The sequence below is a fragment of the Mesorhizobium sp. PL10 genome (assembly GCF_053714315.1).
In genome coordinates, this window is sequence record NZ_JBSKBR010000010.1 from 164,779 (window position 1) to 187,709 (window position 22,931).

Below are 22,931 nucleotides of genomic sequence, written 5' to 3' on the forward strand. Positions count from 1 at the left end.
CTTGTGGCCTATTGTGTGCCGCCATATATAACGCTTGGGTTGCTGCCATGGAAAATCATCGATGTTGAAGTTGAACGACATAGGGCCGCAGGCCTATCGCGACGCGATGGCGCATTTTGCCGGCCACGTCCACGTGGTGACCACCGACGGTCCCGCCGGCAAGCGCGGCACGACGGTGATCGCCGCCTGTTCGGTGTCGGACACGCCGCCGACCGTGCTCGTCTGTCTCAACCGCGAGAATCCCAGGAACGAGCTGTTTGTGCAAAACGGCCGGTTTGCGCTGAACACGTTGGCATCGCACCAAGAGCCGCTATCGGTGGCGTTTTCAGGCCTGACCAGCCTGTCGTCCGATGAGCGTTTTGCGCTCGGCGAGTGGGATGTCGTATCGACAGGCGCGCCGACCTTGAAAGGCGCGCTCGCCGTTTTCGACTGCGAATTGATCGACACCAAGGATCTGGCCACCCATCGTGTGCTTTTTGGCAAGGTGACAGGCCTGCGCATGGGCGATAATTTGCGGCCGCTGATCTATCACGCTCGCGACTACCACGTGCTGGAAAGCGGAGCAGAGGCGTCAACGGAGAAGGAATGACCGAGCTGAAACCGCGCCCCGCGCCGCGGACGATCGACGAGACGCTCGATCTCCTGACCGGCGCGGACTATGTCGCGGACCGCTCGCTGGCAACGGTGCTGTTCCTGTCGCTGCGCATGCAGCGGCCGCTCTTCCTCGAAGGTGAGGCCGGCGTCGGCAAAACCGAGATCGCCAAGGTGCTGGCGCAGGCGCTCGGCCGCCGGCTGATCCGGCTGCAATGCTATGAAGGCCTCGACGTCTCCTCCGCTGTCTATGAATGGAACTACGCCGCGCAGATGATCGAGATCCGCATGGAGGAGGCGGCAGGCTCGGTCGACCGCTCCGACATGGAACGCAATGTGTTCTCCGAAAAATACCTGATCCGCCGCCCGGTGCTCGACGCGCTGACCGGCAAGGCGGGTGCCGCCCCGGTGTTCCTGATCGACGAGCTCGACCGCACCGACGAGGCCTTCGAGGCGTTCCTGCTCGAAATCCTGTCCGACTTCCAGGTGACGGTGCCGGAACTCGGCACGATCAAGGCCGAGGAGCCGCCGATCGTCATCATCACCACCAACCGCACCCGCGAAATCCACGACGCGCTGAAGCGGCGCTGCCTCTATCACTGGGTCGACTATCCCAATGCCGAGCGCGAACTCGAAATCGTGCGCCGCAAGGTGCCGCAGGCCAACAGCCGGCTTTCGGCCGAAGTGGTGTCGTTCATCCAGAAATTGCGCCAGGTCGAGCTGTTCAAGGCGCCGGGCGTTGCCGAAACCATCGACTGGGCCGGCGCGCTGACCGAGCTCGACAAGGTGGCGCTCGATCCCGAGACGGTGTCCGACACCATCGGCGTGCTGCTGAAATACCAGGACGACATTGCCCGCATCGGTGCGGGCGAGGGCCGGCGCATCCTCGACGAGGTCAAGGCCGAGCTTGCGGCGGCGGAGTAAAACAGTGAAGGCGCCGGGTGCCTATCCCAAAGAGGCCGACCCCAAAGAGGCGACGGAGGATGGCCGCATCGCCGACAATATCGTCTATTTCGCCCGCACCTTGCGCAAGGCGGGCATGCGGGTCGGGCCGGCCTCGGTCAAGGATGCGATCGAGGCGGTGCTTGCCGCCGGCATCGGCTCGCGCGACGATTTCTATTGGACGCTGCATGCGGTGCTGGTGTCCAGGCACGAGGATCATCCTGTCTTTGACGAAGCCTTCCGGCTGTTCTGGAAATCGCGCGAGCTGATTGAAAAGCTGCTGGCGATGTTTTCGCCGGTGGCGCCGGACACCAGGGAGAAGCAAAAGCCGCGCGCGGCTGAAAACCGCGTCAGCCAGGCGATGTTCGAGGGTCATCAGAAAAACCAGCCGGCAAAGGAAATACCGGAGATCGAGGTCGATGCGCGCTTCACCTTCTCCGGCAACGAGGTACTGCGCGGCAAGGACTTTGCCCAGATGAACGCCGCCGAGATGGCCGACGCCAAGAAGGCTATTGCCGAGCTGCGGCTGCCCTTCGACATGGTTCGGACAAGGCGCTTCAAGGCGGATCCGCATGGCCGCCGCATCGATCCGCGTGCCATGATGCGCTCTGCCGCGCGCACCGGCGGCGAGCTGATCCTGCCGAAATTCCGCTCGGCCCGCGAAGTCCACCCGCCCCTGGTGGTGCTTGCCGATATTTCCGGCTCGATGAGCCAGTACACGCGCATTTTCCTGCATTTTTTGCACGCGCTGACAGAAAAGCGCCGGCGCGTGCACACCTTCGTCTTCGGCACGCGGCTGACCAATCTGACGCGGCAGATGCGCCACCGCGACCCCGATGCCGCCCTTGCCGACTGCTCGGCGACGGTGAAGGACTGGTCGGGCGGCACCCGTATCGGCGACACGCTGGCCGAATTCAACCTGACATGGTCGCGCCGCGTGCTCGGGCAGGGCGCGGTGGTGCTTCTGATCACTGACGGGCTGGAGCGTGACGATGTCACCGGCCTGTCGCAGGAGATGGAGCGCCTGCACAAATCCTGCCGGCGGCTGATCTGGCTGAACCCTTTGCTGCGCTTCGGCGGCTTCGAGGCGCGCGCCCGTGGCGTCAAGGCGATGCTGCCGCATGTCGATGAGTTCCGCTCGGTGCACAATCTCGATGCGCTTGCCGATCTATGCGCCTCGTTGGACAAGAAATCGGCCGCTTCGGTGGATCCGCGCCGCTGGCTGGACGCTGGTGTCGGGCGCGCCGCATAGCCATATGTTATCCCATCGGAAAAACAGACTTTGAGACAAGCGATCATGGACAACAGCATCTATCTCGATGAAGCCCGCGATCCCCTGATCATCGCGGAAGGCTGGATGAAGGACGGCAAGGATGTCGCCATCGCCACTGTGGTCGAGACCTGGGGTTCGGCGCCGAGGCCTGTCGGCAGCCATCTGGTCATTGACGCCGAAGGCAATTTCCACGGCTCGGTCTCGGGCGGTTGTGTCGAGGGTGCGGTGGTGAGCGAGGCGATCGACGTCATCGATACCGGCAAAGCCAAGATGCTGGAGTTCGGCGTTGCCGACGAAACCGCCTGGCAGGTCGGCCTGTCCTGCGGCGGGCGCATCAAGGTCTATGTGGAGCGGCTCGGTTAGTATGGACCCGTACGCCCTCAAAACGCTCAATGCCGAACGCCGCGCCCGCCGCGCGGCAATCCTGGTCACCGATCTCGGCGATGGCCGCGACCGCATCGTGCGCGAGGGCGATTCTGTCGCCGGCGAACTCGGGCAAGCAATCGCCAAGGCGTTTCGCTCAGGCAGTTCCGGTTCAGTCGAGGCCGAGGGGCGGACTTTCTTCCTCAACGCGCATCTGCCGCAGCCGCGCCTGGTGGTGATCGGCGCCGTCCATATCAGCCAGGCGCTGGCGCCGATGGCCAAGATCGCCGGTTATCCGCTGGAGATCGTCGATCCGCGCACAGCCTTCGCCACGCCGGACCGCTTTCCCGATGTGGCGCTGCATGCCGAATGGCCTGAGGATGTGCTGAAACGCCAGCCGCTTGACAGCTACACCGCACTCGCCGCCGTAACCCATGATCCGAAGATCGACGATTTCGCGCTGAAGGCGGCTCTCGACGCCAACTGCTTCTATGTCGGGGCGCTCGGCAGTCGCAAAACCCACGCCAAGCGCGTCGAGCGCCTGTTGGCACTGGGCGCGACCGCCGACCAGATCGCCCGCATCCACGCGCCGATCGGCCTGGATATCGGTGCGGCGAGCCCGGCCGAGATCGCCGTCGCCATCCTCGCCCAGACCATCCATGCCTTTCGCTCACGCGGCCTGGAAGCAAAAGGCGCGGCAGCGTGAAATTCGGTCCGGTTCAGATCGATCAGGCCGAAGGCGCGGTGCTCGCCCATGCCACCACGGCCGGCGAGCGCCGCTTCCGCAAGGCGCACAGGCTGACTGCTGAGGATGTTGCGGCATTGAAGGCGGCCGGCATTGCCGAAATCGTCGTGGCTGTGCTTGCCGCCGATGATCTCAGCGAGGATGCTGCGGCCGAAAAGATCGCTGCAAGCATGGCCCACCGCGCCATCGAGGCAAAGTCCGCCGCGACCGGCCGCGTCAACCTTCACGCCAAAGCGGCTGGCGTCTTTACGGTCGACGCGGCAATGATCGACGCCATCAATGCTGTCGATCCGACCATCACCATCGCCACACTGGCGCAGCACGCGCCGGTGGAGAAGGGCCAGATGGTGGCCACGGTGAAGATCATACCGTTCGCCGTCGCCTCGGCCTTGGTCGATGCCGTGACGAGCATCTGCGCCGGCGGCGAGATCTTTGCCGTCAACGCCTACCAGCCGGTGCGCATCGGCGTCATCCAGACCGTGCTGCCCGGCATCAAGGCAAGTGTGCTCGACAAGACGCGGCGCGTCACCGAGGCGCGGCTGGCGCGCTCCGGCGCCCGGTTGACCGTCGAGCGCCGCACGCCGCACGAAGTAGCGCCTGTGGCCGAGGCCGCGACTGCGCTGGCGCGCGACAATGACATGGTGGTGATCTTCGGCGCCTCGGCGATGAGCGATTTCGCAGACGTCATCCCAGCAGCGATCGAGAAGGCTGGCGGTACCGTCATCCGCGCGGGCATGCCGGTCGATCCCGGCAATCTGCTGGTGCTGGGCACGCTTGACGGCAAACGCGTCATCGGCGCGCCGGGCTGCGCCCGCAGCCCCAAGGAGAACGGCTTCGACTGGGTGCTCGACCGACTTATCGCCGGTCTCGATGTGACGGCCAAGGATATTGCCGGTATGGGTGTCGGAGGACTGTTGATGGAGATCCCGACCCGGCCGCAGCCGCGCGAGCCGCTGCCGGCCCCCCAGTCAGCAAGGGTCGCCGGGCTGAAGGTCGACATCGTGCTTCTCGCTGCCGGCCGTTCCAGCCGCATGGGCGGGCCGAACAAGCTCTTGGCGCTGTTCGACGGCAAGCCGCTGGTACGCCGCACCGCTGAACGCGCGCTAGGCTCGAAGGCCTCGGCCACCGTAGTCGTCACCGGCCATCAGCGCGAGCGGATACATCACGCCTTATCGGGCCTCAATGTGATCTTCGCCGACAATCCCGATTTTGCCGAAGGCCTGTCCTCGTCGCTGAAAGCCGGCATGGCCAAAGTCGGAGCCGAGGCCGCCGGCGCGATGATTGTCCTCGGCGACATGCCGGGCATCTCCGCGGCCGATCTCGACAGGTTGATCGACGCCTTCCGTAGGGACGGCGGCCATTCAGTGGTGCGCGCCGCGCATGATGGCCGCCGCGGCAATCCGGTGCTCTTGCCCCGCGCGCTGTTTCCGGCCATCGCCCATCTCGAAGGCGACACCGGCGCCCGCCATCTGGTCGAGGCCGAGGGGCTCGATGTCATCGACGTCGAAATTGGCGACGGTGCATCGATCGATGTCGACACCCGCGAAGCGCTCGAAGACGCCGGCGGCGTGCTGCAGGATTGACAAACCGAAGCTGAAAAACGCATGGCTGAAGGATGGCTCTTCGCTTCCCATTCTCCCGTGCGCTGCTCACCGCAATCGTTCTTTCGCTGTCCGCCGTCCGCGCGGAGGCACTTGAACTAAAACCCTTCAAAGACGATCTCTTCGCCTATCCGGCGACGCTGTCGTCGTCCGACAGCGGCGCGCACACCGTCATCGACTACCAGGAAATGCGCGACATCAACGCCCGCGACCAGGTGCCGGAAAAGCGCGTGCGCGCCGAGTACACCGACACAAGCGTGCGCAAGGTTCAGCAGGATCTGATGCTGAAAACCGATGCCGGCGATGTCAGGCATATCGCCGTTGGTAAAACCGAGGGCGCCGGCATCATCGTGCTTTACCTGCACGGGCAGGGCGGCAGCCGCAAGCAGGGCGTCGACGACTTCACATTCGGCGGCAATTTCAACCGCATCAAGAACCTGATGGCCGGCAATGGCGGCCTCTATCTCTCACCCGATTTCACCGATTTCGGTGACAAGGGCGCAGCCCAGGTCGCAGCATTGATCGGCCACTATGCCGAGGCCTCGCCCGATGCGAAAATCTTCGTCGCCTGCGGCTCGATGGGCGGTTCGCTGTGCTGGAAGCTAGCCGGCCGCAACGATACCGGACGGCGCATCAACGGGCTCTTGCTGCTCGGTTCGTTATGGGATGACAGCTTTTTGGCAAGCCCCGCCTACAGGCGCCATGTGCCGGTATTCTTCGGCCAGGGCAGCAAGGATCCGGTCTTTCCCGTGGAGAAGCAGGAAGCCTTCTTCCGCTCCATCATTGCGAACTCGAAAGCCTATCCCTATCCGACGCACTTCGTCCGTTTCGAGACCGGGACCCACGGTACGCCGATCCGCATGGTCGACTGGCGCGAGACGCTGAACTGGATGCTGTCGAAAGCCCCCTGAGCCGGCCTCAAGGCGCAGTGTTGTAGTCGACCACCGTCTGCGGGTTTTCTTCGCCGTCATAAGACGCGTCGACATCGTACTGGACCAGCGAAAAATCACCGTTGCGAAACAGGTAGGTGCCGCTGTCAGAGGCATCGCCGACGCCGCGCCATTTGTTGAATGTGCGAATCGTCCTGGTCTCTTCGTCATATTCGGGATTGGTTGCCCAGCCGGTCGTGTGGAAACCAGTGACGGTCACGCCCAGCAGTTTGCCGTCGCTGTCATTGTTCTCGTAGCGTATGTCCAGTTCCGGTTCGGCGAACTGCAACTGGAGCACTTCACCAAGCGCATCCGTCATGTAGTAGACCGAAGCGGTATTATAGGCTGCGGCGGAACAGTAGAATTCGAAAAGCCGCGTCTCCTTTTCAGGGTCGCCAGGCTGTGCGTCCTTGTCCTTGTATTTGATCGAGAAAGCATTCGGCTCCTCGCCGACAAACTGCTTGTCGCACTGACTGCCATAGGTCGCCAGGAACGCCTTCTTGGCCTTCTCGAGCGCGGTATCCTTCTTCGGCGGCGGCGGACCGTCGCCGCAGTTTGCCGGAACCGCCTCCTCGAAATCGGCGCTGGAGGGTTTTAGCGCGCCCTTTTCGATATGGATGGGATCGAAGGGAGGCGCAGCCTGGGCCTGCGCGTTCACCTGCCGCAGAGTGTAGCAGCCGGCGAAGACCTTCTCATCCCCATCCTTGTCGGTGGCCTTGATGGCGACGGGAACGCTGTAATAGATGCTGCCGGCCGCGCCGTCGCTGGAAATGGCTCCCGTTTCGACCTCGACCTTGTCGGTGCCGTCATAGCCCTTGACGAAGGCGTCAAAATCCTTTGCCGGCTTCGTATCGCCGTAATAGCCCCAGGCGCGGGCGAATTCGTGCCGGTTGATGGCGCTGTAGAGTGACTGGACGACCGCCTCGGCGCTCGACCTGTCGTCGACATAAGGGGCTTCGGGCGTATCGTCGTCCGCCATCGCCGACTGGCCGATCGCTGCAAGGGAGAAGAGTGCAGTTGCTGCGAAAAAGATGCGCTTCATCGGGAATCTCCGCACGGTAACGAAGATTCTACCACATGGATTGCGGCGGCGGGGTGACGCATCGCTGCCGTTGCTTGAAGAATCCCCGGTAAAGGCGCTACGTCCCTCGTCGGCGCTTCAGCCGCAATGGAGATGTGACGTGACACTATCGATGTATGAGGCCTCCGTGCCGGTGTTTTCGGCCAGGCTGAAGGCGCTGTCCGGCATTCTGACGGCTGCCGAACAGAACGCGCTTGAGCGCAAGATCGACCCGCAGGTGTTTTTGACCGCAAGGCTGGCGCCAGACATGTACGCGCTGGTCAGGCAGGTGCAGGTCGCCACCGACCACGCCAAGGGCGCGCCGTCGCGGCTGGCCCGCCGCGAGGTGCCGAAATACGACGACAATGAAGCGACCTTCGCCGAGCTTCAGGCGCGCCTGACCAAGACGCTTGACCTGCTGGCGTCATTCTCGGCTGCCGAATTCGATGGTTCGGATGACAGGGTGGTCGCACTGAAGTTTGGCCCGCGCGAGGTCTCGATGCCCGGACTGCAGTATCTGCTGCATGTCGCCATGCCCAACTTCTATTTCCACGTGACGACGGCCTACGACATCCTGCGCCACAATGGCGTGCCGTTGACCAAGGGTGCGTATCTCGGCAATCGTTGAGGAATTCGGCATTCCGAGGTTTCCCGGCCGCTGCCGGGAAGCCTCGGAATGTGCTGGCTTAGCGCACGGACATTTGGCGCGCGATGCGCGGGAAATCGGCCGGCTTGATGCCGATGTCGGCGCGGTCGGCATTACTCATCGAATGCAACAGCGCCAAGGCGGAACGATAACGCTGATGCTCCTGCGGACGCGGACGAGCAAACATTTCAGTGAAGAACCCCATGATTCGGCCCCTAGTTGACCCTCCACGTCACCGAATATAAAAAAAATGTGAAGATTGTGCAGTGCAGCATTTGCATGGCAGCCATGCCATGCAAATTTTTTTCGGCACAATTGGCTCATGCGCTGAAACTTTTGGTTGGCGCCGACCGTACGCATAGACGCTGGCACATGGCCGGCTTTTCCTCGCCACTCCTGGCGAAATTTCCGGACTGCATGCAAATGCAGTCCGGCTTTTTGTTGAGCTTGCGTCAGCAGCCGCCAAGCGCCAGCCTGGCGAACGCCTAAACTGGTTAAGATCAGTGGCATTCATTTTTAACGAGCCGGCACTATGGTGCGCTCGTCTCGATCGCATGCGCGTGCTCACAAGGGGGAGGCAGTCATCGGCGCCAAGCGGGATTTCGCTTCCTTGCTGGACGATCTCTTCGTGGCCTCGGAAAAAGACGAGGCGAACGACGAGACAGGCGCGCGGCCGTCGATCCCGTTCGACTATCTGTCCGTGGCCGACGAGCTTCATTCCGGCCGCATCAAGGTCTCCGGCGAAACCTTCACTGCCGAGTATCGCGAAGCGGGGTCCGACCTTGCCGCCGAATTCGCAGCCCTTCTCGACCAGGCCAAGCTGGCGCTGGCCGGCGAGGAAGCAAAGCCCGAGGAACGACTGCCGCCGATCGATCCTGAAGCGATCGCCGTCGAACTCGGCCTCGATCATTCCGTCAAGACTGCCGATCTCGGCCGCATGCGCCGCAACTTCGCCTTCGCCAACCATCCCGATCGTGTCGCGCCACATCTGCGCCAGCGCGCCATGATCCGCATGCAGGTGGCCAACATGCTGATCGACGAAGCCAAGCGGCGCGCGCTGGCCGGCGTCCGGCGCTGACTTTGCCAAGCTTCACATAAATCTCGGTCAGCCAAGGGTTGGAGAGCCGCCCGGCTTTGCTATAGGATACCGCTTCCTTCCCGCGCTGCCGCGCCAGCTTTCCCTCCGGAGCAGAAATCCATGCACAAACGCCGTCTCGGTCGGACCGATCTTCTTGTTACCCAGATCTGCCTGGGGTCGATGACCTGGGGCCAGCAGAACACCGAGGCCGAAGGCCACGCGCAGATGGATCTGGCTTTTGAGCGCGGCGTGAATTTCATCGACACTGCCGAACTCTATCCGATCCCGCCCAAGGAGGAGACTCAAGGACGGACGGAGAAGTTCATCGGCAGCTGGATGAAGGCCAAGGGCAATCGCGACAAGGTCATCCTGGCCTCGAAAGTGGTCGGTCGCACCGCCAACCGCTGGTTTCGTGGCGATCGTCCCTCGAAGCTGGTGCGCGCCGACATTTTCGACGCCATCGACAAATCGCTGGCCAAGCTCGGCACTGACTATCTCGATCTCTACCAGATCCACTGGCCGGAGCGCGACATTCCGTGGGGCGCCAACCCGACTCGTGTCGGCGCCACGCCGCGCCGTGCCGACGCCTTTGGGGCGCCGGCCGGCGAAACGACGATTGCAGAGACGCTCGCCGTCTTCGACGAACTGGTGAAAGCAGGCAAAATCCGGCATCTCGGCCTGTCGAATGAAAGCTCCTGGGGCGTCATGCGCTTCATCGCCGAGGCCGACAAGGGCGTGGGCCCGCGTGTCGTTTCGCTGCAGAACGCCTACAACCTCGTCAACCGCACCTTTGAGGTGAACCTGGCCGAAGTCTGTGAGCGAGAAGAGGTTGGCTTTCTCGCCTATTCGCCGCTGGCGCAAGGCTATCTTACCGGCAAATACGACCATGGCGCGCGGCCGCAAGGCTCGCGCTCACAGCTGTTCAACCGCGGCCAGCGCTATGAGACGCCGAACGCAGCGGAAGCGCAGCTCGAGTACAATGAGCTGGCGCGCTCCTTTGGCCTCGAACCGGCGCTGTTCGCCAACGCCTATGTCGCCAGCCGGCCATTTGTTACTTCCAGCATCATCGGCGCGACGACGATTGCCCAGCTTGAAATTGCGTTGTCCTCGGCCGACGTGACCTGGACCGACGAGATGCAGAAGGCCGTCGATGCGATCCACCAGCGCGTCGGCAATCCGTGCCCATAGGCAAGCCGTTCGGACGGAATTGCCGAGCAAAGACAAGGGGAAGGGGACAGCAATGGATTTTCCGATCGAGACCGTCAGGGGGAAATTTCCGGCGCTGGACCTGACCGACAAGGGCCGCCGGCGCATCTATCTCGACAATCCGGCCGGCACGCAGGTACCGCAAGCGGTTGCCGATGCGGTGGCGCGCTGTCTGTTGACGACCAACGCCAATCTCGGCGGCTATTTCGAGACCACGATTGCCGCGCAAAAGGTGGTTGACGACGCCCATGCGGCAATGGCCGATTTTCTCGGCGCGGCAAGCCCAGAGGAAATCATCATCGGCGCCAACATGACGACGCTGACCTATCACATGTCGCGCACGCTTGGCCGCGATTTCAAGCCGGGCGACGAGATCATCGTCACCCGCATGGATCACGAGGGAAATGTCTCGCCCTGGCTGCAACTGGCCGAGGATCTCGGCCTTGTCGTGCGCTTCCTGCCCTTCGACGAGAAGAGCTGGCAGGTCGAGGAGGCGGCACTCAGCGCTCTGCTCACCGACAAGACGCGGCTCGTTGCGCTGAACTACGCCTCGAACCTCACCGGCTCGATCAACCGGGTTCAGGCGCTGACGGCAATCGCCAAACAGGCCGGCGCGCTGGTCTATGTCGATGCCGTACAGTTCGCCCCGCACGGGCTGGTCGATGTGCAGGAGCTCGGCTGCGATTTCCTGGTCTGCTCGGCCTACAAATTCTTCGGGCCGCATATGGGCATCCTTTGGGGCCGTCGTGATGTCATCGATGCGCTGAAACCCTACAAATGCCGCTGCTCCTCCAACGGCCTGCCGGAGCGCTTCGAACTCGGCACGCCGCAGATCGAATTGATGGCCGGGCTGACAGCCGCGGTCGATTACTTCGCGGAACTGGGTGCCGCGGCAGGCGAGGGCAGCTCACGGCGACGCAGGATTGCCAAGGCATTCCAGGTCTCGATCGCCTACGAAAACCCGTTGGCGCTGAGGCTGATCGAAGGGTTGTCGGACATTGAGGGCCTGACCATCCGCGGCATCACCGATCCGAAGCGTGTCAACGAGCGCGTGCCGACGGTTTCGTTCACGGTCGAAGGCGTCGTGCCGGAGACGATCGTGCGGCAGATGAATGCCGAAAACATCTTCCTGTGGTCGGGCCATAACTACGCCTGGGAGATCGTCCACCAGCTCGGCATTCCTGCCGAGCAGGGCGTCGTGCGCATCGGTATTGCCCACTACAACACGACGGCCGAAATCGACGAGACGCTGGAAAGCGTGCATCGGGTGATCGCCATGCTGAGGCAACAGCGCTAGAGCAATTCCAGGAAAGTGTGAGCGGGTTTTCCGTCCGGAATTGCGTAAAAAACAAAGACATAGAGCGTTTCGCCGTTTCCGTGAAACGGTGAAACGCTCTAGTCAGCTATCGCTTTTTGCCGCCGAAGCCGGTGAGGAAGGCGGTGAGGTTGTCGCCGAGTGCGTCACAGAGATAGCCGCCTTCCTGCACGATCACCGTCGGCAGGCCGAGCTTTGCGATCGCCTCGCCGATGCGCGAGAAACCGGGCGTGGTCACCGAAAGCCCGCCGAACGGGTCGCCCTCGAACGCATCGAGACCGAGCGCCACGACCAGCGCCTCCGGCGCGAAGGCCTGGATGCGCTGGACCGCCGCTTGAAGCGCTTCGAGAAACGCCGCATCGGCTGACTTGCGCGGCAAGGGCAGGTTAAGATTATAGCCGAGGCCCGGCCCTTCGCCTCGCTCGTCGGCATGGCCCCAGAAGAACGGATAGAAGCGCACCGGATCGGCATGCAGCGAGACGGTGAGCACGTCGGATCGCCCGTAAAAAATGCCCTGGGTGCCGTTGCCGTGATGCAGGTCGACATCGAGGATCGCCACCCGCGCCGCCTGCTTGCGCAACACTTGCGCCGCGACCGCCGAATTGTTGATGAAGCAGAAGCCGCCGGCGACATCGGCGAAGGCATGGTGGCCGGGCGGCCGGCAGAGCGCGTATGCGGCGGGCGCGCCGGCCATGACGGTTTCGGCGGCCTCGACCGCGCTCCAGGCGCTCCACAGCGCACTCTGCCAGGTCTCGGCCGAGATCGGGCAGGCTGTGTCGGCCATGTGGTAACCGGCCTGGCCGACCGCCGAGGCCGGGTAGGCGCCGTCGCGGGCTAGGGGATGGATGTTGGGGATGACTTCCGCCGAGGCGCCTTCAATGCGCCGCCAGCGCGCAAAAATATGTTCGAGGAAGGCGAGATACTCTGGCGTATGCACTGCCGCAACCGGGCCAAGGCCATGATCCCTGGGGCGCTCGATGGTCAAGCCGGCAGATTTTGCGCCGGCTAACAATCGCTCGGCGCGCTCCGGCTGTTCAGGATTGGGCTGCGGTGCACCGCTGGACAGGAAGGCCTTCGGGTCGTGGCGTTTCTGCTCCTTGGCAAAGAAAGCTTTCATTCCGTTTCCCCATCCAGCACTGAATCGGCAAAGGCGAAAAAGGCCTCGCCGACGATCTTCTGCGTCTGCTCGTAATGCGCCCAGCCGATGCCCAGCTTCTCGTAAAAGGCCCTGGCGCCGTCATTGTCGGTATCGACCGACAGCCTGAGATAGGCGCCGCCATCACTACGGCAGTCGCGCGCGACCCGGCGCAACAGCTTTTCGCCGATCTTGCGGCCGCGAAACCGATCCTCGACGTAGAGGTCCTGGATATAGACGCCGGGCCGCCCCATCCAGGTCGAGAAGATCGGAAAGTGCAGGCAGAGCCCGGCAAACTCGCCGCCGACTTCGGCGATCAGGGTGGAAAAGGCGGGCTTTTCGCCAAAGCCGTAGCGGCGCAGATCCTCAGTGGTGGACGTAATCTCCTGATGCCCGCCGATGTGGGTGCCGAGCTTGAGCAGCGCGCCGTAGATGGTGTCGACGTCGCGGATGGTGCCGAGGCGGATAACGGTATCGCTGGACTGGATCTTTCCTGCCATGGATCAGGCCGTGGTTCCGGCGGAACCGTTCAGGAGGTCGTCAAGTTCGCCGATATCGTCTTCCGAAAAGACGCGAATGCCATTCGCTTCCAGGAGCGCGGTGGTCGTGCCACGGCCGGCTACGCGCTTGCCCAAAAAACTGCCGTCATAGACGAAGCTTGAGCCACAGGACGGGCTGCCATCGGTGAGAACCGCATAGCGACATCCGGTTTCCCGGGCCAGATCGAGGGCAAGCTGGCCGGCTTCGAGATAGAGTGCGGTCACGTCGTTTCCTGTCTGCTCGATCACCTGGCCTTGACCGTGAAGCACTGCGTCCCCTGTGCCCAGAATTTCTGCCGGAGGACGCGGCGTGGAGAAGCCTGCGGCTACCTCGGGGCAGATTTGCACGACCCGCCCTTCCGCCTGCCATCGCGTCAATACGGGATGGTTGCTGAGCCGGTAGGAGCCGTTATACCGGACGTGGCTGCCAAGCAGGCAGGCTGAGACCAGAATCTTTTCCATGTCAGCCTCCTTTTACCACGCGATCCCGTGCGAGCCCTAGAAGGCCACCCGGTCGCCGCCCTTCAGCGCCAGCATGTCGCGCGCCTCCGACGGTGTGGCGACATCCAGCGACAGCCCGTCCAGAATGGCACGGATGCGGCGCACCTGATCGGCGTTGGATTTCGCCAGCTGCCGCCCATCGTAGAGACTGTCCTCCAGGCCGACGCGGACATTGCCGCCCATCGCCGCCGCAATCGAGATCAGCGGCATCTGGTTGCGGCCGGCGGCGAGCACCGAGAACTGGTAGCTGTCGCCGAACAGTTTGTCGGCAATGCGCTTCATATGGATGAGATTGTCGGGATCAGCACCGATGCCGCCCAGAATGCCAAGCACGAACTGGATGAACAGAGGCCCCGACACCAGGCCGCGATCGCGAAAATGCGCCAGCGAATAGAGATGGCCGACATCGTAGCACTCGAACTCGAAGCGCGTACCGCAGCCCTTGCCGAGTTTTTCGAGAACGCCTTCCATATCGGCAAAGGTGTTCTTGAAGATGGTGTCGCGCGTGGCTTCGAGCAGCTTTGGTTCCCACTCGTGCTGCCATTCCCTTGGCTTGTCGAGCATCGGGAACAGCGCGAAATTCATCGAGCCCATGTTGAGCGAGCACATTTCCGGCTCGGCCCTGAGCGGGGCCGCCAGCCGCTGGTCCAGCGTCATCAGCGACGAACCACCGGTGGTGATGTTGATCACGGCGTCGGTTGCCTGCTTGATGCGCGGCAGGAATTGCATGAACACCTCAGGATCGGCGGTCGGCCGACCGTCCCTGGGGTCGCGGGCATGGAGATGCAGGACCGAGGCGCCGGCTTCGGCTGCCGCGATGGCGTCCGTCGCGATCTGGTCCGGCGTCAGCGGCAGATAGGGCGACATGGACGGCGTGTGCACCGAGCCGGTGACTGCACAGGTGATGATGACTTTCCGCGGCGCCATGCTTTTAACCTTCGACGGGCAGGTCGAGCTCGGCCGCCAGAACTTCCAGCGAGTCGCCGATGATGGAAAGGATCTCGCCGACCTGTTCAGCCGTGACGATCATCGGCGGGGCGACCATGAAATTATCACCGTCGACGCCGCCCTTGACCCTGCGGCCGTAGATGATCAGCCCGCGTTCATAGGCGAGGTCGAGCAGACGCTGGGTGGCTTTCTTGCCCTGGTCGATCGGCCGCAGCGTATCGGGATCGGCAACCATCTCGGCGCCGGTGAGCAGGCCCTTGCCACGCACGTCGGCAATGAATGGAAAGCGCTTGGCCAGCCCCTTCAGCCCGTCGATCAGCACGTCGCCCATGGCGGCGGCGTTGGCGATCAGGTCCAGCCGGTCCATTTCGCCGAGCACGGCAAGCCCGGCGGCGCAGGCAAGCGGATTGCCGGCATAGGTGTGGCCATGCTGGAAGCCGCCTGAAGCCAGCAGTGGCTCGACCAGCCGCATCGGGGCCGCGAGCGCGCCGAGCGGCGCATAGCCCGAGCCCAGCCCCTTCGACAGCGCGACGATGTCAGGCTTGCAGTTCCAATGGTCGCCGCCAAGGAATTTGCCTGTGCGGCCGGCGCCGCTCATCACTTCGTCATGGATGAGCAGGATGCCATAGCGGTCGCAGATTTCGCGGATGCGCGGATAATAGCTGTCGGGCGCCACCAGGGCGGAAGTCGCAGCACCGCCGACCGGCTCCATGATGAAGGCGAGCACGCTGTCCGGCCCTTCGGCCTGGATTTTCTCCTCCAGCATGTCGGCATAGCGGATGCCGCGCTGTTCCATCGACAGGTTGTCGCGGTCGCGCCATGCGGTTGGCGCCGACACGGTCGGCATCACGCGCATCATCGGCGTGAAGGTCTCGGCCAGCGCATCGTCGCCGGTGACCGACAGCGAACCCAGCGTGCCGCCATGATAGGAGGGAAAACGCGTGATCACCTTCCAGCGCTTGGGCTGGCCTGTGGCAACGGCCCATTGCCGCGCCAGCTTGATGCAGGATTCCGTCGCTTCCGAGCCACCGGAGACGAAGAAGATGCGGTCCATGCCCTCAGGCAGTTTTCCCGCGAGTTTCCGCGCCAGCTCTTCCGCCGGTTCGTTTTCGAAATGCAGCCGGTAGGCGAAGGTGGCGCGGTCCATCTGCCGCTTCATGGCGTCGAGCACGTTGCGGTTGGAATGGCCGATATTGGCAACCATCGGCCCGCTCGAGCCGTCGATGAAGCGGCGACCGTCCTGCGTCCACATGTAGATGCCTTCGGCGCGGTCGATGAGCGGCCGGCGCAGGCTGGAGAGATAAAACAGATGCGAGGGGGCGCGCGCTTCTGTTTCGATGGAGGAGGGCTTCTGCATGTCAGAACTTTCCGAGATAGCGATCGATTACATTCCTGGTCACACGCTCGACCATCGGGTCCTGCCTTAAGAGGCCGGCGACCCATTCGCAGCTTCCAGCGTGAAAGACCTCGCCCTTGCCGCGCTGAAAATTGACGATCATGCCATTGCCGCGTTTGACTTTTTCCAGATTGGCGTCGCTTGGCTCCCCAAACAGCGCCTCGGCGGTGAAGCGGCCGTCCTCGTCGGTCAAAAACTGGTCCTTGATCGGGATGTCGGCGCTTTCCTCGACCTGGCTTGCCATGCCTACGGCCAGCACCTGCAAGCCGTCGGGCGCGCCGCTGGCCGGTGTTGGATAGGGCAGGCCGCCGCGGATCTCGAAATCGAGCCCGTCGACCTCATAGCCATAGACATGGCTGTCGGCGCCGAGCAGGTCGCCATAGTAGATGCCGGTGCCGGCAAACGCCCAGTGCTCGGGCCTGTAGACCGGAAAGCCGCGCACGCCGCGCGGCGCGCAGCCGCCCCAGCCGGCATAGACGCCGCGTGTCGCGTTGAGGCCGAAGGTCATTGCCCCGGGGCGACCAATCTCCGGCGCCTCCCAGGAATTGGTCGCGCGGGTTACGTCACTGCTGTAGGCGGGATCCTCGGCCCGAGCGCGGTATTTGTAGCAGACCTGCCGGCGGCCTTCGTCTTCCAGCCTGGTCTGCCACATGAAATTGCCGGCAAAGCGCGCCGCATGGCCGCCGCGTTCAACGTAGTTGTCGACCGCATCGCGCATTTCCCAGGTCCAGTATTCGTCATGGCCGACGAAGACGACGCAATCATACCCGTCGAGGATTTCGGGCGAAAAGTGCAGATCGTGCTGGCTGGCGAGATCGACGTGATAGCCGGCGCGCTCGGCAAAGCGGAAGAAGTGGCTGTCGTAGCTAGCCCAGCCGGACGACGCGTATTTCTTCGAATGCCCGGTGGCATAAGCCCATTCCATATGGGGATAGCGCGGCACCGTCTTCGTCGGCACCGCGACCTCCAGCGGAACCCGCGGCGCATCCTTGGGCAGCACCACGAAACCGCGGCACCAGGGCCGCTGCGTCGACACCATGCGCGCATACTGGTCGCGGCCCGGCCCGGTGATGCCCTGATAGGCATTGGAGCCGCCCCAGGTGTTGTAGGAAAGCCAGGTTCCCGTCGCCGCCACTTGCAGCACACGGCCAGGTTTCTTGCCGGGCAGAGGAGCGACGATGATGAGATGGTGGCAATGGATCGGCTTGCCGTCCCGGCCCTCCGCCGTCAGCGTGAGGCGATAGGCGCCGGAGGGCCAGTCGTCGCCGATGCGAAATTCGAAAGACGCTTCCCAGCCGCAGCCTACAACCGAGCACTGGTCAGGCGTGTCCTGCCAGCGCGCCGACAGACCCGTTTGCCCGAAGATTTTTATCTCGCTACCGCCGTCGCGCACAATGGTGATGTTGAAGCGCGGCGCGGTCGAAGTGACATGCAGCGTTACGGTTTCACCGGCGCGGTAGGAAAAGCGGTCGGAATAGGACCAGATCTCGCCGCGCTCGCCGTCCATCCCCGGCCATTCGTAATAATGGCCGCGCACCGCCTCGCGGCGCTGCTCGGGCGTCAGTCCGAAATCGGGGAATTCGGTCGGCAGTTGGGTCATGGATACCGGAAACGATCGAAGGCCGCCATTTCGGCCATCTCCCGGGCAAGCGTCAAATGGAAACGATCGGGCCAGCAGTTGCCTGGCCGCTCTTGGCCGCTCCCGCCAAAGCGACTATCTCAGGCAAGGCGGCATTTTCCGTCTGGGGAGCCAGCATGCTGAGAGTGCAGAAGGTCAAGGTCGACGACATCTACGTGCCGACGGCGCGCAAGAAGACGCTGCATCCCGAAACCGTCCGCCATCTCGCCGAAGACATTCTGGAAAACGGCATGAAGATGCCGATCCAGGTCCGCCATGACGGCAAGCGCCATATCCTGGTCGAAGGCCTGCATCGGCTGGAAGCCGCCAAATGGCTCGGCGAGACCGAGATCGACGCCTATCTGGTACAGGCCAAGCGCCACTGAGGCTCAGCCTCCGCCCAATCAATGACAGCCGGCCGATCGACGCTCCGCCAGATTTTTTGCGGAGCGTGTCGGCATGTGGCGTGCCCGCTCGTCCTTGGGCAGAATCCAAATCCAACCAAGACAACGAGGAGTTTCCATGACCACCAAGCTCGACATCGCCCCGACTAACGACCGCGAACTGGTGCTTGGCCGCATCATCGATGCGCCGCGCCAGAGCGTCTATCGCTGCTGGACCGAGCCGAAGCTGGTGACGCAGTGGTTTTCACCCAAGCCATGGACGACGCCGCGCGCCGAAATGGACGTGCGCAGCGGCGGCTCCAGCCTGGTCGTCATGGCCGGTCCCGACGGCAACGAATTTCCCAATCCCGGCGTCTTCCTCGATGTCGTTCCCGGCGAAAAGATCGTCTTCACTGATGCCTACACCAGCGCCTGGGAGCCGTCCGAAAAGCCGTTCATGACTGTCGTGCTGACCTTCGAGGACGAAGGCAATGGCAAGACCCGCTACATCGCCCGGGTCAGGCACTGGAGCGTTGCCGACCGCGAGCAGCACGAGAAGATGGGTTTTCACGAGGGCTGGGGCCAGTGCACCGAGCAACTCGAAGAACTCGCCAAGACCCTTTGAATCCGCAACCCCTATTTGACCCCGACACCGGAGGAGGCTGACATGTCCAGATCGACCCTTTTCGCCATTCTTGCCTCGGTTGCAGCTTTGTTCGCAGCACCCGGCCTTACCAATGCAGAGGAGACAAAGCCCGCCATGACCACCGAGTTCAGCGCACTGTCGAAACCGGAAAAATCCGGTCTGCTGCCGATCGGCGGCCTCAACTACTACTATGCCGTTTACGGTAAGGGCGAACCGCTGCTTCTGCTGCATGGCGGCCTCGGCACGTCCGACATGTTCGCGCCGCTGTTGCCGAAACTGGCGGAGAACCGCACCATCATTGCCGTCGACCTGCAGGGCCACGGCCGTACCGCGCTCGGCGAGCGGCCCTTCACGCTGGAAGCGATGGGCGACGATATGGCGGCAATCGTCAAGGCGCTCGGCTACGACAAGGTCGACGTGCTGGGCTATTCCCTGGGCGGCGGCGTCGCCTTTCGCATGGCGGTCCAGCATCCCGAAGCGGTGCGCCGGCTGGTGCTGGTATCGACCGGCTTTTCTCCCGATGGCTTCTATGACGAAATGCGTCCGCAGCAGGCGCACGTGAGCGCGGCGGCGGCCGAGTTCATGAAGGACACGCCGATGTACAAATCCTACGTCGCGGTGGCGCCGCGTCCACAGGATTTCCCAAAACTGCTCGACGCGCTCGGCAATTTCATGCGCAAGGACTACGACTATTCGGCCGATGTCGCGAAGCTGAAGATGCCGGTCATGCTCGCCTATGGCGACAGCGACATGTACAAGCCCGAGCACGAGATCAAGTTCTACCAGATGCTCGGCGGCGGGTTGAAGGACGCTGGCTGGATGCGGGAAAACCTGTCGCAGAACCGGTTGGCCATCATCCCCAACCGCACCCACTACGACGTCTTCTTCGCGCCGGAACTGACCGCCGCCGCACCGCCCTTCCTCAATGGCGAGACCAAGGTGAAGACCTGGGATGAGGTCGTGAGCGAAACCAGGTAGCTCTGCCCAGAATGCTGCCGGCCGTCTCTGCGAGGCGGTCGGTTTTTGGCCGAATTACGAAGCTTTGGCGCGGCGCGGCGCGCGCAAATGCTTAATGCCGCTCATCTCGACGAAGGTCGTGGCGGAGTCCCAGAGATAATCGCCATAGAGGAACGGCTCGAAGGGCGCCGCATCTGCCAGCGGCAACGGCGCGATCTCCGCATCGACCCGCGGCTCATAGAAGAACGGGATCGAGAACCGTGCCGTCTTCGGTGCGATCACCCGGTGCCGCGTCGCCCGTACCCGCCCGCCGGTCCAGCGCTCGAGCAATTGGCCGAAATTGACCGCCAGCGTGCTGTCGGCGGGCGGCACGTCGATCCACTCGCCGGCAAGGTTTTTGGCTTGCAGCCCCTCGACGCCGTCCTGCGCTAGCAGCGTGACGAAGCCGGAATCGGCATGTTCGCGGCCGATAACTGTGCGCGTCTCGCCCTTGTGGACGACGGAAAACTCCGGCCCGCTCAGATCGACACCGCTGTTGGCGTCGCGCAAGGGATAGCGGATCAGCCGCAACGTCGAGATGCCGCCGTCGAAATCCGCATCGAAGATGGTTTCCGGCAGATCGAGCCCGCGCGCGATCGAGCGCATCAGCGCGTTGCCGAGCGCTTCCATGGCCAGGTAATACTGTGCGGCAGAAGCGCGCCAGCCAGGCAGCGCCGCGTCGGACGGCAATGGAGTCGGCTCGCGCAGCGGGTCGCCCGCATCGTCGGCGGCGTCAGTGGGTGCATGCGCAATGTCCGGGCCTATATCGATGCCTTCCTTGTAGGAGACGGCCGTCGGCTGCAGTGGGAACCACCCACGATAGACGTTCTTCTTCGTGCGATCGAAATTCCAGCGAAGCAGCTTTGCCTTCTCCGCGTCGGGCAGGGTGAAGATATTGAGCAGCAGCAATCGCTTGTCCCGTGTCAGCCAGTCGTCGCCAGGAAAATCCCGGATCGCCATGAAACCGATGCCGGAGGCGGCAGCCATGATCCGCGCATCGGTGTGGTCGCGGCCGGGCGAGGGCGGTCCGAACAGATCCGCGACCGCAATGGTTTCGATGTCCTGCGCCATGATTTCCTCCCGGTCGGCCCTGCGATAAAACAGGCGCGGCCGCCGGCTGGCTGTCAATGCTTCGCCGCTCCCTGCGTTGGGCCAGCAACAGCCCATCGGTCGTATCAGCGCAATCGATAGCGCCATCAGGGCTTTTCAATTGACCGAAAGCTGCCAGTCGATACTTTCCGGGGATCTCCAGCGCGACGGGTTCAGATGATGGCGAAATATGAGGGTGGGTGCCTGTGCGGGGCGGTGCGTTATGGTGCTGAGGCGCCGCCGGTCAATCAGCGCGTCTGCCATTGCCGGCGCTGCCAGAAGGTCATCGGCGCGGCCTTCAACGCGCGTCTGCTGTTTCGCATCGATGACGTCACCGTCGAGGGCCAGGTGGCGACGGTCAACACCTCTGCGGACCTCAAGCGCGGCTTTTGCGCCGCGTGCGGCACGACGCTGTTTTCCCGGCGCGATTCCGCCGGCATCGTCGGCATCACCACCGGCTCGCTCGACGATCCCTCGCTGTTCAAGCCCGAAATGCATATGTGGACGGCCTCGAAGCAGCCCTGGCTGCGGCTCGATGACGGGCTGCCGCAACATGAAGGTGCGCCGCCTCCGAACTGACGCAGGTCTTATCGGAAATTAATCCCGAAAACACGACATAGCCGGCAAAGCGTCATTGGCGGGCCATGATTGCCTGCCTATCTATCGGCTGCGGGCCCGGTATTCGAGGAGACGACCGATGAGCGACAGAATCAACACCCTGGACGAGCTTTTGAGCGATCCGATGGTCCTGCTTGTGATGGAGCGTGATCGCGTGCGTCCCGAACAGGTGCGCCTCCTGCTCGAACGCCACCGCCGCCCCGCCGCCGACGAGCCGTCGGTGCCGCCGGCGCATGTGGTGGCCAAGACCTGCCTGCGGGAATGGCTGGGCAGGTAGGTCAGCCCGAACTTGCCGGCAAATAGCTGTAATGGCTGCGAAAATAGGCCAGCTTGAATCCGAGCCGCGCATAGTTGCGATAGGCCGGGCCGTCGCGGTCGGGGTGCGGCGCCTCGATGTCGGCGACAAACAGTTTCGCGCCGGCCGCAAGGCCGTCGCGCACCATGGCTTCGCCGAGCATGGCATCGAGATCGAAGCTTGGCGCCATGATGCCGGGTACCGGCGCGTCGATGCCGCTCCAGGCCGTGCCGTCAGCGCCGATGAACAGCGAGCGCACCGCGGCCGCGACGCCGTCCCGCCGCGCAATGTAATGATGCCAGCCCTGTCGGCCGACCAGCGCCTTAAGCCATGGTGAGGTCGGCAGCCGGTACTGGCTGTCGATGAAGCCTGCCCATTCGCTTGCCGTTGCCCGCGTCACCTGCTCGACCGAAACGCCCTCGATCAGGAAAAGCGGTTCAGCCGCCAGAGGTGCTGCCTCGCGAAAAATCCGTTCCCAACCGCTCAGGCGCTGCAGGCCGCGCGCCTCGAGCCAGCATCTGAGCGTAGAAGGCTCGGCGTGCGGATTGTCATAGAACCACGGCCTCGCAATGCCGGCGGCGTGGTAATGCGCCAACAGCGCGTCAAGCTGGTTCTCGCTGGCCGGGCCATCGACGCCGATATTCTTGACGCAGTTGAAATGGATGAACGGGATTGCCGTGCATGTGGTCCAGACCAGATCGCCGCCTTCGGCAATCGCCAGTCCGAGCCGCGCGGCAAAGTCGGCCGGTACGGCGCGATAGAGGTCGAGCCAGGCATTGACCTCGGCGCGTTCGATCGCGCGGCTGAAATCGCGGGAGACGTCCTCCATTGCGATGGCGGGTTGATGCGGTTCGGGCAGGGCAACCGGCTGCAATTCGGACAGAGCGGCGGACGACATGGTTTCCTCCCGGTTCGTAACCTTACAATGTAAGGTAAGCGCAGGGTAGTATTAACACGGGACTTGTCAAGCGGGATGGTGAGCTGGAGCCTCAGCCGAGACATTTCCTGGCACCATCAA

General features: G+C 63.3%; 27 protein-coding genes. 17 read left to right on the forward strand and 10 right to left on the reverse strand.

The features are described from left to right. Positions 1-61 precede the first annotated feature (61 nt). The 7 genes from ACWGTO_RS18165 to ACWGTO_RS18195 are packed head-to-tail and all read left to right on the forward strand — an operon-like array spanning position 62 to position 6,426. The gene (locus ACWGTO_RS18165; protein ID WP_454576181.1) at positions 62-589 is read left to right on the forward strand and encodes a flavin reductase; all 528 of its coding nucleotides are present in this window, start codon (positions 62-64) and stop codon (positions 587-589) included. Continuing rightward, positions 586-1,515 (forward strand): AAA family ATPase, encoded by a 930-nt coding sequence (locus ACWGTO_RS18170; RefSeq protein ID WP_023711480.1) that lies wholly within the window; start codon positions 586-588, stop codon positions 1,513-1,515. Before ACWGTO_RS18165 ends, ACWGTO_RS18170 begins: the two co-directional genes overlap by 4 nt. A 4-nt stretch (positions 1,516-1,519) precedes the next feature. Continuing rightward, positions 1,520-2,785 carry a vWA domain-containing protein gene (locus ACWGTO_RS18175; protein ID WP_454576182.1) on the forward strand — a complete coding sequence of 422 codons (1,266 nt, stop codon included), beginning with the start codon at positions 1,520-1,522 and terminating at the stop codon, positions 2,783-2,785. 45 nt (positions 2,786-2,830) lie between these two features. Beyond that, complete coding sequence (locus ACWGTO_RS18180; protein ID WP_454576183.1) at positions 2,831-3,169, forward strand: XdhC family protein; 339 nt, start codon at positions 2,831-2,833, stop codon at positions 3,167-3,169. A gap of 1 nt (position 3,170) precedes the next feature. Then, complete coding sequence (locus ACWGTO_RS18185; protein WP_454576184.1) at positions 3,171-3,875, forward strand: XdhC family protein; 705 nt, start codon at positions 3,171-3,173, stop codon at positions 3,873-3,875. Beyond that, positions 3,872-5,497, forward strand: coding sequence for an NTP transferase domain-containing protein (locus ACWGTO_RS18190; protein WP_454576185.1), 1,626 nt, complete (start codon positions 3,872-3,874; stop codon positions 5,495-5,497). The genes ACWGTO_RS18185 and ACWGTO_RS18190 overlap by 4 nt, the downstream gene beginning before the upstream one ends. A 32-nt stretch (positions 5,498-5,529) precedes the next feature. Continuing rightward, a complete protein-coding gene (locus ACWGTO_RS18195) occupies positions 5,530-6,426 on the forward strand; it encodes an alpha/beta hydrolase (protein WP_454576186.1) in 897 nt (298 codons plus the stop codon). 7 nt (positions 6,427-6,433) lie between these two features. On the opposite strand, the gene ACWGTO_RS18200 is transcribed toward ACWGTO_RS18195, so the two are convergent. Beyond that, positions 6,434-7,486 (reverse strand): DUF1176 domain-containing protein, encoded by a 1,053-nt coding sequence (locus tag ACWGTO_RS18200; protein WP_454576187.1) that lies wholly within the window; start codon positions 7,484-7,486, stop codon positions 6,434-6,436. 139 nt (positions 7,487-7,625) lie between these two features. On the opposite strand from ACWGTO_RS18200, the gene ACWGTO_RS18205 reads away from it, so the two are divergent. Next, a complete protein-coding gene (locus ACWGTO_RS18205) occupies positions 7,626-8,132 on the forward strand; it encodes a DUF1993 domain-containing protein (protein ID WP_454576188.1) in 507 nt (168 codons plus the stop codon). Between the two features lie 58 nt (positions 8,133-8,190). Here ACWGTO_RS18205 and ACWGTO_RS18210 read toward each other — a convergent pair whose 3' ends face one another. Then, on the reverse strand, positions 8,191-8,355 hold the full coding sequence (locus ACWGTO_RS18210) for a hypothetical protein (protein WP_454576189.1): 165 nt from the start codon (positions 8,353-8,355) through the stop codon (positions 8,191-8,193). Positions 8,356-8,369: 14 nt separating this feature from the next. Here ACWGTO_RS18210 and ACWGTO_RS18215 point away from each other — a divergent pair, with 14 nt between their 5' ends. From ACWGTO_RS18215 to ACWGTO_RS18230, 4 genes are all read left to right on the forward strand, one after another. Next, complete coding sequence (locus ACWGTO_RS18215) at positions 8,370-8,639, forward strand: hypothetical protein (RefSeq protein WP_454576190.1); 270 nt, start codon at positions 8,370-8,372, stop codon at positions 8,637-8,639. A gap of 121 nt (positions 8,640-8,760) precedes the next feature. Next, on the forward strand, positions 8,761-9,228 hold the full coding sequence (locus ACWGTO_RS18220) for a hypothetical protein (RefSeq protein ID WP_454576191.1): 468 nt from the start codon (positions 8,761-8,763) through the stop codon (positions 9,226-9,228). A 120-nt stretch (positions 9,229-9,348) separates the two neighbouring features. After that, positions 9,349-10,416 (forward strand): aldo/keto reductase, encoded by a 1,068-nt coding sequence (locus ACWGTO_RS18225; protein ID WP_454576192.1) that lies wholly within the window; start codon positions 9,349-9,351, stop codon positions 10,414-10,416. Positions 10,417-10,468: 52 nt separating this feature from the next. Beyond that, a complete protein-coding gene (locus ACWGTO_RS18230) occupies positions 10,469-11,731 on the forward strand; it encodes a cysteine desulfurase-like protein (RefSeq protein WP_454576193.1) in 1,263 nt (420 codons plus the stop codon). A gap of 106 nt (positions 11,732-11,837) precedes the next feature. Here the strand turns inward: ACWGTO_RS18230 and ACWGTO_RS18235 are convergent, their stop codons facing one another. Genes ACWGTO_RS18235 through ACWGTO_RS18260 form a run of 6 tightly spaced genes read right to left on the reverse strand, consistent with a single transcriptional unit; the run spans position 11,838 to position 17,868 of the window. Beyond that, a complete protein-coding gene (locus ACWGTO_RS18235) occupies positions 11,838-12,866 on the reverse strand; it encodes a histone deacetylase family protein (protein WP_454576194.1) in 1,029 nt (342 codons plus the stop codon). Further along, positions 12,863-13,384: an N-acetyltransferase family protein gene (locus ACWGTO_RS18240; protein WP_454576195.1), complete on the reverse strand. Its 522-nt coding sequence runs from the start codon at positions 13,382-13,384 to the stop codon at positions 12,863-12,865. The genes ACWGTO_RS18235 and ACWGTO_RS18240 overlap by 4 nt, the downstream gene beginning before the upstream one ends. A 3-nt stretch (positions 13,385-13,387) precedes the next feature. Continuing rightward, positions 13,388-13,885 (reverse strand): DUF523 domain-containing protein, encoded by a 498-nt coding sequence (locus ACWGTO_RS18245; protein WP_454576196.1) that lies wholly within the window; start codon positions 13,883-13,885, stop codon positions 13,388-13,390. A 36-nt stretch (positions 13,886-13,921) separates the two neighbouring features. Next, complete coding sequence (locus tag ACWGTO_RS18250) at positions 13,922-14,851, reverse strand: 3-keto-5-aminohexanoate cleavage protein (protein WP_454576197.1); 930 nt, start codon at positions 14,849-14,851, stop codon at positions 13,922-13,924. Between the two features lie 4 nt (positions 14,852-14,855). Next, entirely contained in the window at positions 14,856-16,229 is a 1,374-nt protein-coding gene (locus tag ACWGTO_RS18255; protein ID WP_454576198.1) for an aminotransferase family protein, read from the reverse strand. Position 16,230: 1 nt separating this feature from the next. After that, complete coding sequence (locus ACWGTO_RS18260) at positions 16,231-17,868, reverse strand: N,N-dimethylformamidase beta subunit family domain-containing protein (RefSeq protein ID WP_454576199.1); 1,638 nt, start codon at positions 17,866-17,868, stop codon at positions 16,231-16,233. 155 nt (positions 17,869-18,023) lie between these two features. On the opposite strand from ACWGTO_RS18260, the gene ACWGTO_RS18265 reads away from it, so the two are divergent. The 3 genes from ACWGTO_RS18265 to ACWGTO_RS18275 all read left to right on the forward strand — a co-directional run bounded on the left by ACWGTO_RS18265 (position 18,024) and on the right by ACWGTO_RS18275 (position 19,893). Continuing rightward, on the forward strand, positions 18,024-18,272 hold the full coding sequence (locus ACWGTO_RS18265) for a ParB N-terminal domain-containing protein (RefSeq protein WP_006206067.1): 249 nt from the start codon (positions 18,024-18,026) through the stop codon (positions 18,270-18,272). Between the two features lie 136 nt (positions 18,273-18,408). After that, the gene (locus ACWGTO_RS18270) at positions 18,409-18,894 is read left to right on the forward strand and encodes an SRPBCC family protein (RefSeq protein WP_454576200.1); all 486 of its coding nucleotides are present in this window, start codon (positions 18,409-18,411) and stop codon (positions 18,892-18,894) included. A gap of 42 nt (positions 18,895-18,936) precedes the next feature. Beyond that, positions 18,937-19,893: an alpha/beta fold hydrolase gene (locus tag ACWGTO_RS18275; protein WP_454576201.1), complete on the forward strand. Its 957-nt coding sequence runs from the start codon at positions 18,937-18,939 to the stop codon at positions 19,891-19,893. Positions 19,894-19,947: 54 nt separating this feature from the next. On the opposite strand, the gene ACWGTO_RS18280 is transcribed toward ACWGTO_RS18275, so the two are convergent. Continuing rightward, a complete protein-coding gene (locus tag ACWGTO_RS18280) occupies positions 19,948-20,982 on the reverse strand; it encodes an isopenicillin N synthase family dioxygenase (protein WP_454576202.1) in 1,035 nt (344 codons plus the stop codon). A gap of 198 nt (positions 20,983-21,180) precedes the next feature. Between ACWGTO_RS18280 and ACWGTO_RS18285 the strand changes: the two genes are divergently transcribed. Both ACWGTO_RS18285 and ACWGTO_RS18290 read left to right on the forward strand, forming a co-directional pair. After that, on the forward strand, positions 21,181-21,579 hold the full coding sequence (locus ACWGTO_RS18285) for a GFA family protein (protein ID WP_454576273.1): 399 nt from the start codon (positions 21,181-21,183) through the stop codon (positions 21,577-21,579). Between the two features lie 118 nt (positions 21,580-21,697). Continuing rightward, positions 21,698-21,895, forward strand: coding sequence for a hypothetical protein (locus ACWGTO_RS18290; RefSeq protein ID WP_454576203.1), 198 nt, complete (start codon positions 21,698-21,700; stop codon positions 21,893-21,895). Between the two features lies 1 nt (position 21,896). On the opposite strand, the gene ACWGTO_RS18295 is transcribed toward ACWGTO_RS18290, so the two are convergent. Continuing rightward, positions 21,897-22,811, reverse strand: a complete 915-nt coding sequence (locus ACWGTO_RS18295) for a hypothetical protein (protein WP_454576204.1) — start codon at positions 22,809-22,811, stop codon at positions 21,897-21,899. Between the last annotated feature and the right edge of the window lie 120 nt (positions 22,812-22,931).

Bases quoted from the DNA above. Each gene is read 5' to 3' on its own strand.
- ACWGTO_RS18200 (WP_454576187.1), bottom strand. From the start codon at position 7,486: ATGAAGCGCATCTTTTTCGCAGCAACTGCACTCTTCTCCCTTGCAGCG.
- ACWGTO_RS18170 (WP_023711480.1), top strand. From the start codon at position 586: ATGACCGAGCTGAAACCGCGCCCCGCGCCGCGGACGATCGACGAGACG.
- ACWGTO_RS18165 (WP_454576181.1), top strand. From the start codon at position 62: ATGTTGAAGTTGAACGACATAGGGCCGCAGGCCTATCGCGACGCGATG.
- ACWGTO_RS18250 (WP_454576197.1), bottom strand. From the start codon at position 14,851: ATGGCGCCGCGGAAAGTCATCATCACCTGTGCAGTCACCGGCTCGGTG.
- ACWGTO_RS18270 (WP_454576200.1), top strand. From the start codon at position 18,409: ATGACCACCAAGCTCGACATCGCCCCGACTAACGACCGCGAACTGGTG.
- ACWGTO_RS18265 (WP_006206067.1), top strand. From the start codon at position 18,024: ATGCTGAGAGTGCAGAAGGTCAAGGTCGACGACATCTACGTGCCGACG.
- ACWGTO_RS18280 (WP_454576202.1), bottom strand. From the start codon at position 20,982: ATGGCGCAGGACATCGAAACCATTGCGGTCGCGGATCTGTTCGGACCG.
- ACWGTO_RS18180 (WP_454576183.1), top strand. From the start codon at position 2,831: ATGGACAACAGCATCTATCTCGATGAAGCCCGCGATCCCCTGATCATC.
- ACWGTO_RS18255 (WP_454576198.1), bottom strand. From the start codon at position 16,229: ATGCAGAAGCCCTCCTCCATCGAAACAGAAGCGCGCGCCCCCTCGCAT.
- ACWGTO_RS18195 (WP_454576186.1), top strand. From the start codon at position 5,530: ATGGCTCTTCGCTTCCCATTCTCCCGTGCGCTGCTCACCGCAATCGTT.
- ACWGTO_RS18240 (WP_454576195.1), bottom strand. From the start codon at position 13,384: ATGGCAGGAAAGATCCAGTCCAGCGATACCGTTATCCGCCTCGGCACC.
- ACWGTO_RS18235 (WP_454576194.1), bottom strand. From the start codon at position 12,866: ATGAAAGCTTTCTTTGCCAAGGAGCAGAAACGCCACGACCCGAAGGCC.
- ACWGTO_RS18295 (WP_454576204.1), bottom strand. From the start codon at position 22,811: ATGTCGTCCGCCGCTCTGTCCGAATTGCAGCCGGTTGCCCTGCCCGAA.
- ACWGTO_RS18290 (WP_454576203.1), top strand. From the start codon at position 21,698: ATGAGCGACAGAATCAACACCCTGGACGAGCTTTTGAGCGATCCGATG.
- ACWGTO_RS18210 (WP_454576189.1), bottom strand. From the start codon at position 8,355: ATGGGGTTCTTCACTGAAATGTTTGCTCGTCCGCGTCCGCAGGAGCAT.
- ACWGTO_RS18260 (WP_454576199.1), bottom strand. From the start codon at position 17,868: ATGACCCAACTGCCGACCGAATTCCCCGATTTCGGACTGACGCCCGAG.
- ACWGTO_RS18185 (WP_454576184.1), top strand. From the start codon at position 3,171: ATGGACCCGTACGCCCTCAAAACGCTCAATGCCGAACGCCGCGCCCGC.
- ACWGTO_RS18225 (WP_454576192.1), top strand. From the start codon at position 9,349: ATGCACAAACGCCGTCTCGGTCGGACCGATCTTCTTGTTACCCAGATC.
- ACWGTO_RS18285 (WP_454576273.1), top strand. From the start codon at position 21,181: ATGGCGAAATATGAGGGTGGGTGCCTGTGCGGGGCGGTGCGTTATGGT.
- ACWGTO_RS18230 (WP_454576193.1), top strand. From the start codon at position 10,469: ATGGATTTTCCGATCGAGACCGTCAGGGGGAAATTTCCGGCGCTGGAC.
- ACWGTO_RS18275 (WP_454576201.1), top strand. From the start codon at position 18,937: ATGTCCAGATCGACCCTTTTCGCCATTCTTGCCTCGGTTGCAGCTTTG.
- ACWGTO_RS18245 (WP_454576196.1), bottom strand. From the start codon at position 13,885: ATGGAAAAGATTCTGGTCTCAGCCTGCCTGCTTGGCAGCCACGTCCGG.